A 15467-nucleotide genomic window follows, 5' to 3' on the forward strand; every position below is an offset into this window, starting at 1 on the left:
TGTGCTGCTACGCAACGACCAAGTCTACACGCCGCGGAGGAAGGTGACTAACGCCTAAAGCTTCTCACCTACTTTCTGCGAAGCCCATTGGGAATTCCCAGTAAAATCGAGGTATATCCTGGAAAAATCGCTCGATTTTACTCAGGGTTTATTTCGTGATGCCATTTTTCCTGACTCAAAGCGATTTTCCATCAAAAGAATTTCCAATTACCGCGAATCAGGGACTTGACATCTTACCGCTGGACTTTTTTAAATGATCCAAATTCAATCGGAACCGGGGCCGCTGGCGGCGCGCAGCACAATGAAAAATCCCTGGCTTCGCCGGCTGATTCAAATTCGGAATCTTCTTTGGTGTAGAAAATCTCCCACGCGTTGCCGTCCGGGTCATACACCCAAACTTTATCCTGCACCGCATAGCAGCATGTAGTATTCATCTCGTCAATCAGCAGCAGCCCGCTTTGACGAAGCCGCTCCCCCATCGCCAGCACTTCCTCGGTGTCATTCACTTGGAATCCCAAGTGATTCAGCACGCCTTTTTGCTCGAACGGCCGGACATTGAGCGAAAAATGCAGCGCCGGATCTTCTAATTCAAATTTGGCGTAATTATCTTTGATCTTACTGGGCTCTGCTCCAAAAAAAGCACGATAAAAGTCAAGGGACTTGTTTAGATCCGTACAGTTTAATGCGACATGCATTCGTTTGATCATGGAATCCACCTCATTTCCCTTCTTTGACGAACTGCTCAATCCGGCTCTTAATCGAGTCACGAACGGTGCGGAACTGATTCATGATTTCGTCTTCCGTTCCGGTAGACTTTGCCGGATCATCAAACCCCCAATGCCATTTGGTGACGTTCTTGTTGGAAATCACAGGGCAATGCTCGTCGGCGTGGCCGCACAAGGTAATGACATAATCGGCACGATTCAAAATATCCGGATCGATTACATCGGAAGTGTTTTTGCTAATGTCCACGCCAGCTTCATTCATTACTTGAACCGCACGCGGATTTAGTCCATGCGCTTCAAGACCTGCGCTTTTCACTTCATATTTGTCGCCTCCCAAAGCCTTTAAAAAGCCCTCCGCGATTTGACTTCTGCAAGAATTTCCGGTGCACAAAAAGTAAACTAAAGGTTTTTTCTCCATGGTGAACAATCTCCTTTATGAGTTCGAATGGTGAAACAGTTAAGCGCCTTGATGCCCTCGTTTAGCTTGTTTACTTCCCAAAAAAGTCTTAATAATCATCGCAACCACCACAAGCACACCAACAATCGCTGCGATACATAGCCATACATTCACCTGTAGCGTTTGGAGAACATAAAGCCATGCATAAAGACCGGTGAGGGTAATGAACAACGTGGGAATGGTTAACAGAATGCCGACTTTAAAATAATAGGCCCAGCTGATTTTGACATTTTTGGTGGATAACACATGCAGCCAAAGCAGGGTTGCAAGGGACCCGATTGGCGTAATTTTCGGACCTAAATCCGAACCAATCACATTGGCATAGATGAGCGCCTCTCGAATGAATCCCTCGGTTTGTGTACCTTGAATGGCCAGTGCATCAATCATGACCGTTGGCATGTTATTCATAATGGACGACAGGATCGCTGCGATAAAGCCCATGCCTAGGGTAGCAGCAAACAGTCCTTTGTCTGCGACTGCTTGAATCACGCTGCCTAGTGCATCCGTAAGCCCGGCATTACGCAAACCATAAACGACCACATACATGCCGATGGAGAAAATCACGACTGCCCAGGGCGCGCCTTTTACGAGTTTCCAGGTATGAATCGCAGGACTTTTTCTCGCGGCGAAAAGAAACGCTATTGCGGCTATACCGGCAATAATGGACACGGGAATGGTGAAAAATTCACTAACGAAATAGGCGACGAGCAAAGCCCCTAAAATGACCCAAGATAATTTAAACAGCCTCATATCCTTAATGGCTTCCTTCGGCTTTTTTAACTGAGTGAGATCGTAGCTGTTCGGGATGTTTTTCCGAAAATACAAATACAACACAATCAGGCTCGCAATGATGGAAAAGAAATTCGGCACAATCATACGGCTCGCGTATTCCGCAAAACCGATGTTGAAATAATCGGCAGATACGATGTTGACCAAGTTGCTGACGACAAGCGGCAATGAAGCCGTATCGGCGATAAACCCACTCGCCATAATAAACGGCAGGATCATCTTGTCATCAAATTTAAGCGCCCGAACCATGGCGAGCACAATCGGCGTAATGATCAAGGCCGCTCCATCGTTGGCAAACAGGGCCGCGACCGCAGAACCAAGCAGGATGATAAATACAAACATGAGTAGACCGTTACCACGTGCCAGCCGTGCCATATGTAAGGCTGCCCACTCAAAAAATCCGATTTCATCGAGCACCAGGGAGATTAAAATAATGGCTACAAACGCCAAGGTTGCGTTCCACACGATGCCGGTTACCGTTCCGACATCCGCGAAGCTCACTACGCCGAAAATTAATGCAAGAATCGCCCCGGTACTTGCGGACCAGCCGATATTTAATCCCTTTGGCTGCCAAATGACAAACGTTAGGGTCACTAAAAAAATAAGAAATGCAGTAATAGCCATGTAATCCTCCGCACTAATCGCAATCATTTTTGATTTGATCGATTTTTTCTTTTAACGATGGAAGGTAGCCCATAATCGCCTGAATATAGGGCTTATCTTCAATATTTAACGAATAATAAATCCATTGGCCTTTACGTGTTTCGTTCACAAGCCCCGCGGCTTTTAATTTACGCAAATGCTGGCTGGCGTTGGGCTGTGATGTTTCCAGCAGCTCCACGATATCACATACGCAAAGGGCGCGTTCTTTCAATAAGGCCATCATCGTGAGTCGAGTTTTATCTCCGAGCAGTTTCAAGTTCTCTGCCACTTCATTGATTTGTTCCATGTCATACCTCCCCTCAAGCGGTGTATCCATACTATTGTATTTCACACCAATAAATATATACGAATTCGCTTATATAATCAATGAATTATATTGTAAACAGTTTGTAAATCGAAAATAACGCCTTTAGGAAACGACAAAAAAAGCTCCTGCAGATGCAGGGGCCTTTGTTGTTTGAACGTGACAGGTGTTTTCACTCTCTCTTGGTTCGTAGTAGCCGCAAGCTATTTAACGTTACGATCAGCGTTGCTCCCATATCCGCAAAGATGGCAAGCCATAACGTTAGCCAACCCGGAACAATCAGCAGCAAGGCGATCAGCTTAATGATCAGCGCAAAAGCAATGTTTTGTTTAATGATGTTCAGCGTATTCCGGCTTAATCGGATCGTAAAGGGCAACTTCGTTAGATCATCGGCCATGAGCGCAATATCGGCCGTTTCTAATGCGGTGTCGGTACCGGCTCCCCCCATGGCAATGCCAACCGTTGCACTAGCTAAAGCCGGAGCGTCATTCACACCATCACCAAGCATCGCGACTTTGCCGGTTTCTTTTAGTTGCTTAATCGCTTCAAACTTATGCTGCGGCCTGTCATTGTAACGATATGGTCACCGCCGGAATACCCTTCGTTAACGTCCCGGTTTTATCAAAAGCAATGACCGATAGATGGCCCGTTTCCTCTAGGTGAATCCCGCCTTTAATCAGCACGCCGTTTCTCGCGGCGTTACCTATGGCCGTTACAATCGAAACCGGCCCATTTTTTTCTCGTTTTCAAAGGTTCCACGTTTTATTTTACAGACCCGAATAAAACAAACGGGGGGAGATTTACCCAGCACAACAAGACAATTTAGAAACGTCTTTATCGAACGTCAGAGCTGCCAGTTTTAATCCTTCTGCAATCGTTAAGTACGGCGCAAAGCTTTCACGTAAATCCTCAACGGTTAGACCGAATTTTACTGCTAATGTCGCGGCGTAAATGACTTCCCCAGCGTTTTCAGAGACAATATGGGCACCTAATACTTTCAACGACTTTGAATCAGCGACTAACTTAAAGACACCAGTTGTTTGTCGATTCACAAGCGCTCTCGGAACGGCATCCAAAGGTAGAACGGACGTCTTCACTTCATAACCCTTTGCCTTTGCCTGTGCTTCCGTTAATCCAACAGAAGCAATCGACGGGGAAGTAAATGTAACGCCTGGAACGGATTCAAGGTTGACCTTACGTTCTAATCCCCTGATAGCATTATCTGCCGCGATCCCCCCCTCATAAGCAGCAACATATACAAATTGTGGACCCATGGTGACATCACCAGCCGCATAAATGTTGGGGTTTGCGGTCCTTAAGTATTCATCAACAATGATTTCTCCCCGTGAACCTGTTTTTACTCCAGCCACACTAAGATGGAGTGCTTCCGTATTCGGTTTTCGTCCTGTAGCGATAAGAAGTTTCTCGGCCTCCACTACTTTGTATTCGCCATTTACCAAAAGATAAACCTGTTTCAGGTCGCCAATGGCTTCAACGCGTTCATAGGTTACACCGGTAATAACCTGAATGCCTTGTTCTGTTAATGCTTTGGTCACTGCGTCGGATATTTCCGGGTCATACTCTTTCAAGAGCCGTGGACTTCTTTGCAGTAACGTGACTTGTGAGCCTAATTGGTGAAACAGCTGACCTAATTCCATGGCGATATACCCCGAACCAATAACAGCAAGGGTTTTGGGTAATTGCTTCAGCTCCAACAAGGACGTGCTAGTCAGATAATCCACTTCTTGTAAACCTGGAATGTCCGGAATGGAAGGGGAAGCGCCTGTGGCGATTAAAAATCGTTTAGCCCTAAACTTTTGATCATTAACCTCTATCGTTTTTTCATCAATAAATTTGGCTTCGCCGCGAATGAGTTCAAATCCATATTCTTCAATTAAATCGACATACTTGTGCTGGCGAAGTTCGCCAACAAGTTCATCTTTTTGCTCAACCAATTGTGCCAAATCAACTGACCCAGCCGATGTGGTTAGCCCCAAGAAAGGGTTGCTTTTAGCGAGATGATGGATTTCACCGGCACGAAGCAGTGTCTTGGATGGAACGCAGCCAATATTTACACAAGTTCCGCCTACGGTACTACGTTCAATGATAGCGACTTTTGCGGCATGTTCGACCGCCTTAATTGCGGCCGAAAAAGCGGCTCCACCTGATCCAATAATCAATAAATCATAATCACCCTTACCGTCGAGAACCGGTTTGTCATAAGACTCCATGACTTCCGCATCTCCCGATTGATATTTCGCTTCGTTGATGGCTTGCTTTGCGGTTTCAATATTTACGTCGTCTGGTAATTCAAGTGTGGCTTCTCCCCGCCGAAAACTGGCCTTAATATTTCTGGCCCCAATACCTTCAAGTGCTGTTGCAACGTGTTCTTCGCAGCCCGTACAGGTCATGCCTTTCACTTGGATTCGATATTTTTTCATAATAAACAAACACCTACCTTAACGATAGTTTTTCACAACTTATTGAATACCATATCCTAAATCAATCACCGTTTTTTGAATTGTTTTTAGATCCGTTTTGCTTTTATCAAATTCAACTTGCGCCGTTCCAGAACCGATCTTACTTTTAATTTGTACATTCTGGACACCATCTACACTCTTTATGGCACTTTCTACAACAAAATCACAACTCGCACAGGTTAACCCTGTGACTTCAAACGACGCCTTTTCAATATTTTCTGCGTTTGCGACTGTAACAGCGCTTTTGCTTTCGTTTGGTGTTCCGCAAGCTGAAACGATAAGCGCAAAAGATAACATCAATCCAGTGAACAAGGCGATTTTACTTATTTTCATAAGATTCACCTTCCTTAAACGTATCCCTTAGCCAAAAGGGTATAAGTAAACATGCCCAACACCAAAACAGTCGAAATCCATAACGTGATAATCGTACTTTTCTTTTTGCATTGCCGTCCATAAACATAATAAAAAGAGATCGCTAGAAGAACGACAGTAATAATCATAAGCACCGATTGGAACTTTGTAGCGAAAATCGCGAGTGTTCCTGCAAACCCTGTTAATCCAAGGGGGATTAAAATTAAGGGACCCAGGCAACAACCCGACATCACAAAAGCGCTAAAAACAGTGGCCAAACTCGACATTTTTTCCTTCATCAATACACCTCATTTTTGCTTTGGAATACTGCAACAATCTATCGCTGCGCTAGTTTTCCCGGTTTTCTCTTGTTTCCCTATTCGTTTAAACATCATGAACAAAGAAAAGGAAAAGAGGCTTCCGAAAATTATCCCAGCGGTTGTTTGATGAACGCGCTATAAGTCCCAAATGTTGTACCAGCAAGCAAAGGAATAATCTAACGAATTAATGTTTCGATAATGGGGCATTCATGAATCGCTTTTTCATCAGGACAACGCTTTTTTAAATTAGATAACATCGTTTCGATTCGTTGAAGGTCTTTAATTTTTTGCTGAACGTCCTGCAGTTTTTCGACAACAAAGTCATACATGTCTGCGCATCTAACATCGTCTTTATCCACAATGCCAAGCAATTTATCAATTTCGGAGAGTGTGAAACCAAGCTCCTGCATTCGCTTAATGAACATTAATCTGTCCCTCGTGTTTTCGGGATACAGTCGATAACCTACATCACTTCTTACAGGTTCGGGAATCAATCCTTTTCGTTCATAATAACGCAGTGTTTCCTTATTGACGTTGCATAGTTTGGAAATGTCTCCTGTACGATATTTCATCTTTTCTCACCCCGTAATAAAGTATAAACCCTGTACCATAGTACAGGGTCAAGAACTTTTATTCACTCAAAATGGTGTTAGTTATAAGAACGTAACCAATGGCAACCAATACAATCTGTATGATCGCGTCCATACAAAATTAAATCCGAAAAGATCGCGCACAATGACCTCAGAATACTGCAATTTATACAACATGAACTCGAGTAATAGAGCAGCTGCGTCATACCCTATTAAACGGGTGCAAGAGCTTTTGGTAGCGTGTCGGTTAGGCACTTCTTAATGATGAATCGGAACTTCTTTCAAAGTATAGATCGCTTTGGCTGGGCGCGTGTTCCAAAAGGGCATCCGTTTCAGGAGTCCTTTTTTCAATCGGAGAATGGGCATGAATAAGCGAAAAGGAGACGTTTGATCACAAATAACAACTCCAAACTAACATAGTATGGCCCTAATGTTACTGAAAATCTTTTATGTGGTCATATGATCGATCCACTATTCATACATCCGCATTTCGCCGGGTACGACAACGCGGAAGGGAAAAACGACTTTGCTGCCATCCGCTTTCCAGGCTTCCACTTCCATATTAATCGTGCCTGCAGCGTGCAGATAGTTTCCAGTCAATTTATACATGCCGTCGCCGAGATCAAACGCCGTATTTTCCTTTGTCCAATCCGGAGGCATAAATAATTTCACTTTCACTTGCTTTAAAGCAGGTTTGTCATCAAAACGCAGAAAAATATCATTCGTTGCCAGGCTGAGCGGAGAGATATCGACACTCACTTTCAAATCTTGCTGTACGCTACTGCTTGGGAAAATTCCCTGACTTGCCGCGCTTGGCGAGGATTCAATGAGTACGGTAGCTGCGAAAATAATAAGCATTGCATATAGGAGTTCGATTACTCCCCTGCGCACCAAAGCCTTCATTGCTTTTTCGGACATTCGTTGCAACCCGCGGCGCTGCCAATACGCGAGTGCGACAATGGCTAACACCAGTAGGACCTTGATTAATATGGCTTTGCCCCAATCGCTAACCATCAGGCTGCTCACCGTAAAAGATGGGACGTATTGAAGCGTCATGCCAATGCCCGTCAAAATGAGTAAAATAATAGCCCAAAACGCCCATTTGGCATATTTGCTGCCGGCCTGCTGCAGCCAGGAAAATGAATTATCTTTTGGAATCATCACTAAAAGGGCCAATAATCCACCCATCCAGACCGAGATGGCAAGCAAGTGGACCATATCCATACCCACAGCGAAGTATCCCCCATAACGCGGGTAGGTGGAATGGCCGGTTGAAAATGGCCAGAGTAAAACCGCGGCCACCAAGCCTACAAGCTGTAGTTTATTGCGCAGCAGGAAGGTGCTGATCGACAAGAGGATGATTTGCACAATAGGTATCCAGACAAACTGTAACGACATAAACTCGGACAGCGGTATTTTGCCAAGTTCCAAGCGCCTTACGATAATCAGTAAGAGCAGCCCCAACACACTGGAGCCGTATAACAACCAGGAAACCTTTGTCCATGGCCTGTAATCCCCCATTTTTCCTGCAATGATCGCCTGAAACCAAGTGCCGCCAACGAGTGTCAATAATCCAAGAAATGCGAGTGCATGCGCTACATGCTTAACACCTAATGGATTTTTGAAGGTTGGAGGTAACGTGATGTCCTGGTTCGACACGAGGGAAGTCACTTCACCTACGGAAAAATAAAATACCCCCAAGAATTCACGTTGGTTCGTTGTGCCATCGGGATTGAGCGGAGCTGCATACCAGGTCACTTGATATGTACCCGGAGACGGTGACGTCTCCAAAGGAATAATGATATGCCGGGGGTCTGCGGAATCCGCGCACGGTTCCTTGGTGACAACATTCGTATCCTTACCAAAAATCCCAAACGCACTGACCTTGGCCGGGTGCGAAAACCAAAGATCCATTTGTGCAGGCGCGACAGTAGCTATTTCCCCGTCCATCGGGTTCGATTTAACTAAACGAAACTCATCTTCGGTTTGGGTGGTCGCCTCTGACTCTGTGACCAAAAATTTGAACTGATCGCTAATGACGAAACCATCCAAAGCAATCAGATTGTATTGTACCGTATAAGCGCCCGCTGGAAGATTCTCCTGGACAAATAAGATAATATGCCGCGGATCTTCAGTATCGGTAAATGGTTTCCCCCGTTGCAGTTCATTTCCCTTTTCATCAACCACTTGGATGGATTCGGAGTGGACGATGACGGGATCTTCAAACCAAAGTTCTACCTTTGCAGGAGACTTATCTACGATGGCGCCAGCCGCAGGAAATGTTTTCTCCAAAGTGGAATGTGCTTGCGTCGTCGCAGGAAAGAAATAAGCAAAACAAAAAACGACAACGGATACGATTACTAGCCATTTCCATTGCCATGGCATCGAGTTTAGAATCATGTTTGACACCCCTCTATTTATATGAAGCCCACCTGCAATGTTCCAAAAGAGCTCAAAGATCATTCCCGATTTTAGCGCAAAGATGTGATGAAACTGTGTGGAAAATAAGACTCCTTTGCGTCCATTTGAAGTGAGCAGCCTTACAAACAGCGAACGGAGTAAATACGGAGACGTGGCAACCCTTGAAAATTCAGTAAAGCTGAATAGTAGTACTGAACAATAATAGATGGGGTCCGGCCCAATACATGCTGAAAGCGCCCCGAATCGGGACGCTTATAGCGGTCGTTTCAATTACAGCCATCAATTTCTCGAGTGAATTGATTTATTTTTGCATATCCATGTTCATGTCCATCTGTTGATCCATCTTCATATCCATTTTCATATCCATTTTCATATCCATCTGCGTGTTCATCTTATCGCTCCCCGTTGAGTTACTGAACATACTTGGCTTAAGCGCTCCGAAAGGCATTGCGATCAGACAGAAGACAACGATAGCCGCGCTAATAAGCCCAAAACGAATTTTTATCCGTTTTTCCTCTGTTTTCTGTTTAAAAATGAGTCCTAGTTCCATAAGTGCAAGAGGGAGAAGGAATACCGGAGTAATGATATAAAACCCTACCGCGACGACATCCACCCACGTCAACCATCCACCTGTTTGGCTAAGTGGAATGACTAACGTATTCAAGAGATAAATCGAAATGCCCGTAAAATAGAAACCAATAAAGATAGAAGAAAGTTTATTGATCCGCACTAAGGTACCGCTGGTTTGACGCTTAAAAACAATAAAAAATTCCATAATGGTAATGGCTTCAATCATCAGGATGGGAATGGCGAGAAAGATAATGAGATTCCATGGCTGGTTTGCCATGATCAGTGACATATAATTCGTCATATGAACAGTTTCTCCTTTGTTGAAATTTCACATTTACTTTTAGCGTAACATTGATGATTGAACCTGTAGCTTACATTTCCATGTCCATTTTCATATCCATGTTATCGTTCATCGGCATCGGATTCATGACACCAGGATCAACCATTCCTAGAACCATAGCGACATGGCCGATAATAAGGAAACCGCTGACCAGCATAAAATGAACTTTCAGCTTTTGATCCGCTGATTTCTTCTTATAAATCAATCCTAATTCCAACAAGGCCAGCGGAAGCGTGAACAACATTCCTGTCACATTGATAATGACCGCAGCTGCATCCACCCAACCTAGCCAACCGCCGGTAAGGGTAACCGGAATGACTGCATTGAACATGAGATAAATTGAAATGCCAGTGAAATAAAATCCGAAGAAGATACTGCAAAACTTATTAATTAACTTTACAGTACCGCTAGTTTTACGATTAAAAATAAGGTGAAACTCGGTAACAGCGATCGTTTCAATCATGAGCATCGGAATGGCCATAAAAATAATGAGATTCCAAGGATGATTTGCACCAAGTAGTTGCATAAAATGACTCATTTGCATAAAAGTTACCTCTTCTGTTTTGAATGATTAGTTTTACATATACGTGGTACGATTTCTGTGAATCGAAACATATGAAGTAGCATTCCCCCTGACTATCCCCTCCCTAATGTTGATTGCTGTCTCCATAACCTTGCGACCACCGCTTGATGATCAATAACAATGACTATAAAAAAAGGTTTTGTTCAAAACGTGGGGAATCTGTGTTGAAATGATGAAGTTCCACCAATTGAATCGAAATCCCGTAGCCCCTGCAACAAAAAAGCGACGAGGCTAGACCCCATCGCTGTTATTAAGCATCCTAAAAAATGATTAGGATATTTCCCATTTTGACAATCTTTCATCGGCGAGCTGGACCACGTTGTTTGACTGCTTGGCCTTCAAATCCTCAATTTCCTTCATCTGTTTATGGTTTTGTTCCATGAGATCCGCCATCTTAATTTGCAGTTGCTGAGACTCTTGTTGAGAAACAGAGGTGTTTACCGCACCCGTTTTCTTATTTTTATTTCCACCGAACATGCCCTTCATACAAAAGAGCATCATCAAAGGGCATGCTAAAAAAGCAAGCAACTGTAACCAATTCATCGATCTTCCTCCCTCGCTTTTCAGATAATCCCAATATAACTGAAACGCCAGTATCCGGAAATGCCGGGATCTACTGGCGTTATATATTTTCATTCTTGCAGTAACGCGGCTTTTGTTACCGCATATTCCTCGACGCTTATTCTGCCCTCAATGTGCACTTTGTGTTCAATCTCTCTTCTTATCATCGTAAGAATCCATAAACGTGCTGCATGCGCTTATCATTTCCTGTCCTTCGGGGGAGTTCATGGCACTCATCATCTTCCGCATGTTTTCGTTCCCCATCATCTGCGTCATGCCCGACATGCTGTTTTCGTTCATCATGTTGCTCATATTGCCGTTGGCGATGTTATTGTCATTTGCGGCAAACACCCCTTGCCCCACAACCAAAACCGCTGCAAGAGCAAACGAAACCATCAACAACGTTTTTTTGTTCTTCATGCTAATTCTCCTCCTCCATATTTTGTTCTTACAAGGATAGTCTAATTCATAGATGTGTTGAAAACGTGATGATTCTATGAGGGGGCAATGAAGTTTTATTTGCCGGTTAATGCCGCCTTTTTCCGTTCAAATTCGTCTTGGTCCATTTCTCCCCGGGCAAACCGTTCTTTCAAAATGTTCAGTGCCGGATCTTCTTTTTTCTGAAACGTTTTAGACACCAGCAGCAATACGGTATAAATGACCATTCCAATGATCAGAATCCAGAACACCATCATAAAGAGGCTCCAACCCGGTCCCATCATCCCCATCATGTGCACCACTCCCTTTCCTCATTTTTGTGTGGATGTGCCCTTTCCCTGATCGACAATTTTCGTCCAACTCTCGCCACCGTCTGATGAGGTATATCCATCTTTATTGAACGTCATGACGGCGAGCTCTTGTTCATTAACCGGATTTTGCGCGATGAAGGCGATGGCATCTTCCGTTATAGCTGGGATATGGATATTCCCGGTTTGTTTCGCATCGATGTCCATACGGATTAATGTTGCCGATTTATTTTCTATCCCACCTGCAAACAAGCTGCCCTGTGCATTAAAGAACAAAGCAGTAATTTGCCCGACAGGTCCGATTTGTTCAAATTGCTGTCCGTAATCTCTCGACACAAATACACCTTTTTCCGTGCCCACGGCCACCACCGCCTCATTGGTCGGGTGTACCGCAAGCGCCGCGGGCTGTCCTTCCACGCCCTTCATTGCCGATTTCGTCCAGCTATTTGCTTCATCGGTTGAATAATGGAGCCCGGTCGTTTTCATTTTGGCGTTCGGTTCAGGATTGAAAACATAGATGGTGTGAGATTTGTAGCCGACACTCATGCCATGAAAGTCAATGTCGCCATAAAGGGCAAGCGCTTCAAAACTCTTTCCTTCATCTGTGCTTTTAACAATGCCGAAAGGATTTTTTTTGTTCGAACCTGGTGCTGGATGCCCACTGCTGTAGAACCCGTCATCCACCATGGAAAAACCCATGTAATCATGCTTTTCACCGGCTGGAAGTAGCCATTGATCCTTTTCGTAAACACGAAGACCGTCATGAACGGCAAAGAAAAGCTTGTTCCCGTCAGGAGAGTAGCTCATCCCATGCGCATGCTCCATCGTGACCTCTTTCAACTGCTGGGCTTCTGTTTCTGCAGTGGTTTTGGACCCTCCGCTTAGAACGGCGAACCCGCTGATGAGTACAGCCACGAATGCACCAATCGCCGTCCATTTGAATACCTTAGCCGCTTTGGCGAGCTGCTTCCGTTTTGCCCGGTCTGCTTCATTTTTTGCATTGTTTAGCTGCTTCACCTTTTTGCTGATAAGAATAAAGCTGAGTAGAAGGATGAGGAATAAAATTACGATGCCAAAGAAAACATAATTCCCAAGCAGGCTTTCCCTTTGATGTTCCTCTTCCGTTCCATGTGCAAAAATTTGAGCCGGAAAGACAGTCATTGCCGCGAACATGAGCGGATAAATTTTGCTCATTACTTTTTTCATTTCGGATCCCCTTTTTTTCTCTTGAATATGAGATACAATAATCCCGCGATTAGAGCCGGAATGCCGATCCACATACATATACGCAATAAGTTGTATAGATACGGATTCACTGTAGCAGGATTCATCATGGACGTCGCCGACATTGTTAAACAAGATACACCGATCACCACAAGGGATATGGCAATGACCCACTCGATCCATTTCACTGGCTATCCCCTCCAATCGGAAGTGTAATTTCGAAACGAGTGCCTTTTCCTAACACGCTGGATACTTGAATCGTTCCGCCCTGCATGTCCACCAGCTGCTTGACGATAGCAAGTCCTAACCCGGTACCTCCATGTTCTCGGGAACGCGATTTTTCCACCCGATAAAAGCGCTCAAAAATAGAAGGCAATTCCTCTGGGGGAATGCCGATCCCGCTGTCTTCCACGATCGTAACCACATGGCTAGGCTCTTGCCTGAGCTGCACCTGAATCGTGCCCGTTTCCGTATAACGGATCGCATTGTCTAGCAAATTCATAAACACCTGCCCCATTCGTAGGCCATCGGCGTACACCAGCGGTAGCCGATCCGGTTGTTCCACGCGAATATCCAGTCCCTTACTTTTTGCTTTTGGCTTCACTTTTTGAATGACATGATCCATGACTTCGGTCAAATCGATCCATTCCATGTGAAGGATGATCTTGCCTTCCTCCATCTTCGATAATTCAAATAAATCATGAATCATATGCGTTAACCGAATCGACTCTTGATGGATAATGTCCAAATATTTCTGTTTCTCTTCCTCCGTCTCGTACAACCCGTCTCGTAACACCTTTGCATAGCCTTCCAAATACGTCATGGGGGTCCGAAGTTCGTGGGAAATATTCGCAAAAAATTCCCTTCGCGTATCACGGTACCGCTGCAGATCAACCGCCAAATCATTGATGGCTTTGGCCAAAGAGCCGATTTCATCGTTCGAAGGGATCTGAACCCGGGTGTTCAGGTCCCCTTGGGCAATCCGACGCGTCGCCGTCTCCATGCGAACCAACGGGTCCGAAAGTTTACGGGAAAGGACGAAGGTAAAGCCGAGCGCGAGGAAAAAAGCCCCTATACCTGATAGAATCAGTGATTGCCTTACTTTTTGCAGGGATTGATCAATTCCATTAACAGAGGACAGCACATAGACTGCGCCGTAAAAGTGTTGTCCAACAATGATCGGTTGGCCGGAGGCAAGGAAACGTTCGCCTGATCCAGGGTCGACCATTTCCATTTCAAGTGCCCTTCCTCTTATCAATTCCTGCATTTCTTCTTCCGGAATGGGTGAGCTCTGCGGTTTCCAAGCAACGCCGGAATTTGCCATAACTTTTCCTTCCGCATCGACGACCATCATTTTCACATCCGAAAATGACGACATCATTTCGATCATATTAACGGTCATGGTGCTCCGACTGGTGGCGACCTCATTCGCATACCGCGCAGCCAATCGCTCGATATGCTGCTGCACCTGATTGTAATAAAAACCTGAAAAAATTTGATTAATCACATAGCCCAATGGAAGGAGGACGACCAGAAACAGCAAAATCATCGTGGAGCCCAGTTTGATGACGATCCGGTTCACATTCATTTGGAATCCTCGACCGGATGGAATTTATACCCCACGCCCCATACGGTTTGAATCGGCACATAAGACAGTCCTGTAGCGCGTAACTTTTCCCGTATATTTTTCACGTGAGTATCCACAGTGCGCGTATCCCCGAAATAATCGCTGCCCCAAACCTGGTCTAAACAGATTTCCCGCGTGAACGCCCGGTTCGGATTCTGTGCCAGAAAACGCAGCAGGTCAAATTCTTTGGGGGTAAGCTCAATCATCTGATCCTTGACCATCACTTGTCTAGCATCGGGATCGATTTGCAAGTCCTGATAAACGATGGCTGCAGGACGAATTTCGGTGGCATCGGCCATACTGCTACGCCGCAGCAAGGCAAATGCGCGCGCGATCAATTCTTCCGGTTCAAACGGCTTCACCAAATAATCGTCGGCCCCCATATTAAGTCCCTGTACCTTGTCTTTCGTTTCAGTACGGGCCGTCAGCATTAAAATAGGGGTTTGGCTCGTTTTACGAATTCGTTTGCACACTTCCCACCCGTCCATACCGGACATCATGATGTCCAGCAAAATTAAATCGAATGGTTGTTGTTCAATTAACGCAAGTGCTTCATGGCCGTTACTGGCTTCTGAAACTTGAAAACCACTCTTGGTTAGGTAAATGCGTAAAAGGTTTCGCATATTCCATTCATCATCAACGACTAGCGCATGTATTTTTGGCATTGGCATTCCCTCGATCCCTAATTTACTTCAAAATATGTTGAAAATATGAAG

18 protein-coding genes and 1 pseudogene are annotated in these 15467 nt (G+C 44.9%); all 19 read right to left on the minus strand.

Annotated features, from left to right (window positions below):
• Nucleotides 1–233: 233 nt before the first annotated feature.
• The 19 genes and pseudogenes from ACZYR9_RS21805 to ACZYR9_RS21895 all read right to left on the minus strand — a co-directional run bounded on the left by ACZYR9_RS21805 (nt 234) and on the right by ACZYR9_RS21895 (nt 15416).
• The gene (locus ACZYR9_RS21805; RefSeq protein WP_488980596.1) at nt 234–704 is read right to left on the minus strand and encodes an ArsI/CadI family heavy metal resistance metalloenzyme; all 471 of its coding nucleotides are present in this window, start codon (nt 702–704) and stop codon (nt 234–236) included.
• A 13-nt stretch (nt 705–717) separates the two neighbouring features.
• A complete protein-coding gene (arsC, locus tag ACZYR9_RS21810) occupies nt 718–1143 on the minus strand; it encodes an arsenate reductase (thioredoxin) (protein ID WP_141336090.1) in 426 nt (141 codons plus the stop codon).
• A gap of 39 nt (nt 1144–1182) precedes the next feature.
• Complete coding sequence (locus ACZYR9_RS21815; RefSeq protein WP_488980563.1) at nt 1183–2595, minus strand: arsenic transporter; 1413 nt, start codon at nt 2593–2595, stop codon at nt 1183–1185.
• A 13-nt stretch (nt 2596–2608) separates the two neighbouring features.
• Nucleotides 2609–2920 carry an ArsR/SmtB family transcription factor gene (locus ACZYR9_RS21820; protein WP_141336092.1) on the minus strand — a complete coding sequence of 104 codons (312 nt, stop codon included), beginning with the start codon at nt 2918–2920 and terminating at the stop codon, nt 2609–2611.
• 190 nt (nt 2921–3110) lie between these two features.
• Nucleotides 3111–3666: pseudogene (locus ACZYR9_RS21825) on the minus strand (HAD-IC family P-type ATPase); the annotation flags it as partial.
• 72 nt (nt 3667–3738) lie between these two features.
• Nucleotides 3739–5379 carry a mercury(II) reductase gene (merA, locus tag ACZYR9_RS21830; protein ID WP_488980564.1) on the minus strand — a complete coding sequence of 547 codons (1641 nt, stop codon included), beginning with the start codon at nt 5377–5379 and terminating at the stop codon, nt 3739–3741.
• Nucleotides 5380–5418: 39 nt separating this feature from the next.
• The gene (locus tag ACZYR9_RS21835) at nt 5419–5751 is read right to left on the minus strand and encodes a heavy-metal-associated domain-containing protein (protein WP_155615817.1); all 333 of its coding nucleotides are present in this window, start codon (nt 5749–5751) and stop codon (nt 5419–5421) included.
• Nucleotides 5752–5765: 14 nt separating this feature from the next.
• Nucleotides 5766–6068 carry a mercuric transport protein MerT gene (merT, locus tag ACZYR9_RS21840; protein ID WP_155615816.1) on the minus strand — a complete coding sequence of 101 codons (303 nt, stop codon included), beginning with the start codon at nt 6066–6068 and terminating at the stop codon, nt 5766–5768.
• A gap of 197 nt (nt 6069–6265) precedes the next feature.
• On the minus strand, nt 6266–6661 hold the full coding sequence (gene merR / locus ACZYR9_RS21845; RefSeq protein ID WP_488980565.1) for a mercury resistance transcriptional regulator MerR: 396 nt from the start codon (nt 6659–6661) through the stop codon (nt 6266–6268).
• A 489-nt stretch (nt 6662–7150) separates the two neighbouring features.
• Entirely contained in the window at nt 7151–9142 is a 1992-nt protein-coding gene (locus tag ACZYR9_RS21850) for a copper resistance CopC/CopD family protein (RefSeq protein WP_488980566.1), read from the minus strand.
• A gap of 259 nt (nt 9143–9401) precedes the next feature.
• Nucleotides 9402–9971: a DUF6803 family protein gene (locus ACZYR9_RS21855; RefSeq protein ID WP_488980567.1), complete on the minus strand. Its 570-nt coding sequence runs from the start codon at nt 9969–9971 to the stop codon at nt 9402–9404.
• A gap of 70 nt (nt 9972–10041) precedes the next feature.
• Nucleotides 10042–10554: a DUF6803 family protein gene (locus ACZYR9_RS21860; RefSeq protein WP_141336096.1), complete on the minus strand. Its 513-nt coding sequence runs from the start codon at nt 10552–10554 to the stop codon at nt 10042–10044.
• Nucleotides 10555–10863: 309 nt separating this feature from the next.
• On the minus strand, nt 10864–11136 hold the full coding sequence (locus ACZYR9_RS21865) for a DUF2933 domain-containing protein (RefSeq protein WP_141336097.1): 273 nt from the start codon (nt 11134–11136) through the stop codon (nt 10864–10866).
• A gap of 165 nt (nt 11137–11301) precedes the next feature.
• Nucleotides 11302–11574, minus strand: a complete 273-nt coding sequence (locus ACZYR9_RS21870; RefSeq protein WP_141336098.1) for a hypothetical protein — start codon at nt 11572–11574, stop codon at nt 11302–11304.
• 95 nt (nt 11575–11669) lie between these two features.
• Complete coding sequence (locus ACZYR9_RS21875; protein WP_488980568.1) at nt 11670–11885, minus strand: SHOCT domain-containing protein; 216 nt, start codon at nt 11883–11885, stop codon at nt 11670–11672.
• An 18-nt stretch (nt 11886–11903) separates the two neighbouring features.
• Nucleotides 11904–13106, minus strand: coding sequence for a F510_1955 family glycosylhydrolase (locus ACZYR9_RS21880; protein ID WP_488980569.1), 1203 nt, complete (start codon nt 13104–13106; stop codon nt 11904–11906).
• Nucleotides 13103–13312 (minus strand): LPXTG cell wall anchor domain-containing protein, encoded by a 210-nt coding sequence (locus tag ACZYR9_RS21885; protein ID WP_141336101.1) that lies wholly within the window; start codon nt 13310–13312, stop codon nt 13103–13105. The genes ACZYR9_RS21880 and ACZYR9_RS21885 overlap by 4 nt, the downstream gene beginning before the upstream one ends.
• Nucleotides 13309–14712, minus strand: coding sequence for a sensor histidine kinase (locus ACZYR9_RS21890; RefSeq protein ID WP_141336102.1), 1404 nt, complete (start codon nt 14710–14712; stop codon nt 13309–13311). Before ACZYR9_RS21890 ends, ACZYR9_RS21885 begins: the two co-directional genes overlap by 4 nt.
• Entirely contained in the window at nt 14709–15416 is a 708-nt protein-coding gene (locus tag ACZYR9_RS21895; RefSeq protein ID WP_174351125.1) for a response regulator transcription factor, read from the minus strand. The genes ACZYR9_RS21890 and ACZYR9_RS21895 overlap by 4 nt, the downstream gene beginning before the upstream one ends.
• Nucleotides 15417–15467: the final 51 nt, after the last annotated feature.

It is taken from the genome of Paenibacillus sp. F024, assembly GCF_057814255.1.

Excerpts from the sequence above, each read along its gene's own strand:
- arsC (WP_141336090.1), bottom strand. The coding sequence starts at position 1,143 with ATGGAGAAAAAACCTTTAGTTTACTTTTTGTGCACCGGAAATTCTTGC.
- ACZYR9_RS21815 (WP_488980563.1), bottom strand. The coding sequence starts at position 2,595 with ATGGCTATTACTGCATTTCTTATTTTTTTAGTGACCCTAACGTTTGTC.
- ACZYR9_RS21820 (WP_141336092.1), bottom strand. The coding sequence starts at position 2,920 with ATGGAACAAATCAATGAAGTGGCAGAGAACTTGAAACTGCTCGGAGAT.
- merA (WP_488980564.1), bottom strand. The coding sequence starts at position 5,379 with ATGAAAAAATATCGAATCCAAGTGAAAGGCATGACCTGTACGGGCTGC.
- ACZYR9_RS21835 (WP_155615817.1), bottom strand. The coding sequence starts at position 5,751 with ATGAAAATAAGTAAAATCGCCTTGTTCACTGGATTGATGTTATCTTTT.
- merT (WP_155615816.1), bottom strand. The coding sequence starts at position 6,068 with ATGAAGGAAAAAATGTCGAGTTTGGCCACTGTTTTTAGCGCTTTTGTG.
- merR (WP_488980565.1), bottom strand. The coding sequence starts at position 6,661 with ATGAAATATCGTACAGGAGACATTTCCAAACTATGCAACGTCAATAAG.
- ACZYR9_RS21850 (WP_488980566.1), bottom strand. The coding sequence starts at position 9,142 with ATGATCTTTGAGCTCTTTTGGAACATTGCAGGTGGGCTTCATATAAAT.
- ACZYR9_RS21855 (WP_488980567.1), bottom strand. The coding sequence starts at position 9,971 with ATGACGAATTATATGTCACTGATCATGGCAAACCAGCCATGGAATCTC.
- ACZYR9_RS21860 (WP_141336096.1), bottom strand. The coding sequence starts at position 10,554 with ATGCAAATGAGTCATTTTATGCAACTACTTGGTGCAAATCATCCTTGG.
- ACZYR9_RS21865 (WP_141336097.1), bottom strand. The coding sequence starts at position 11,136 with ATGAATTGGTTACAGTTGCTTGCTTTTTTAGCATGCCCTTTGATGATG.
- ACZYR9_RS21870 (WP_141336098.1), bottom strand. The coding sequence starts at position 11,574 with ATGAAGAACAAAAAAACGTTGTTGATGGTTTCGTTTGCTCTTGCAGCG.
- ACZYR9_RS21875 (WP_488980568.1), bottom strand. The coding sequence starts at position 11,885 with ATGATGGGGATGATGGGACCGGGTTGGAGCCTCTTTATGATGGTGTTC.
- ACZYR9_RS21880 (WP_488980569.1), bottom strand. The coding sequence starts at position 13,106 with ATGAAAAAAGTAATGAGCAAAATTTATCCGCTCATGTTCGCGGCAATG.
- ACZYR9_RS21890 (WP_141336102.1), bottom strand. The coding sequence starts at position 14,712 with ATGAATGTGAACCGGATCGTCATCAAACTGGGCTCCACGATGATTTTG.
- ACZYR9_RS21895 (WP_174351125.1), bottom strand. The coding sequence starts at position 15,416 with ATGCCAAAAATACATGCGCTAGTCGTTGATGATGAATGGAATATGCGA.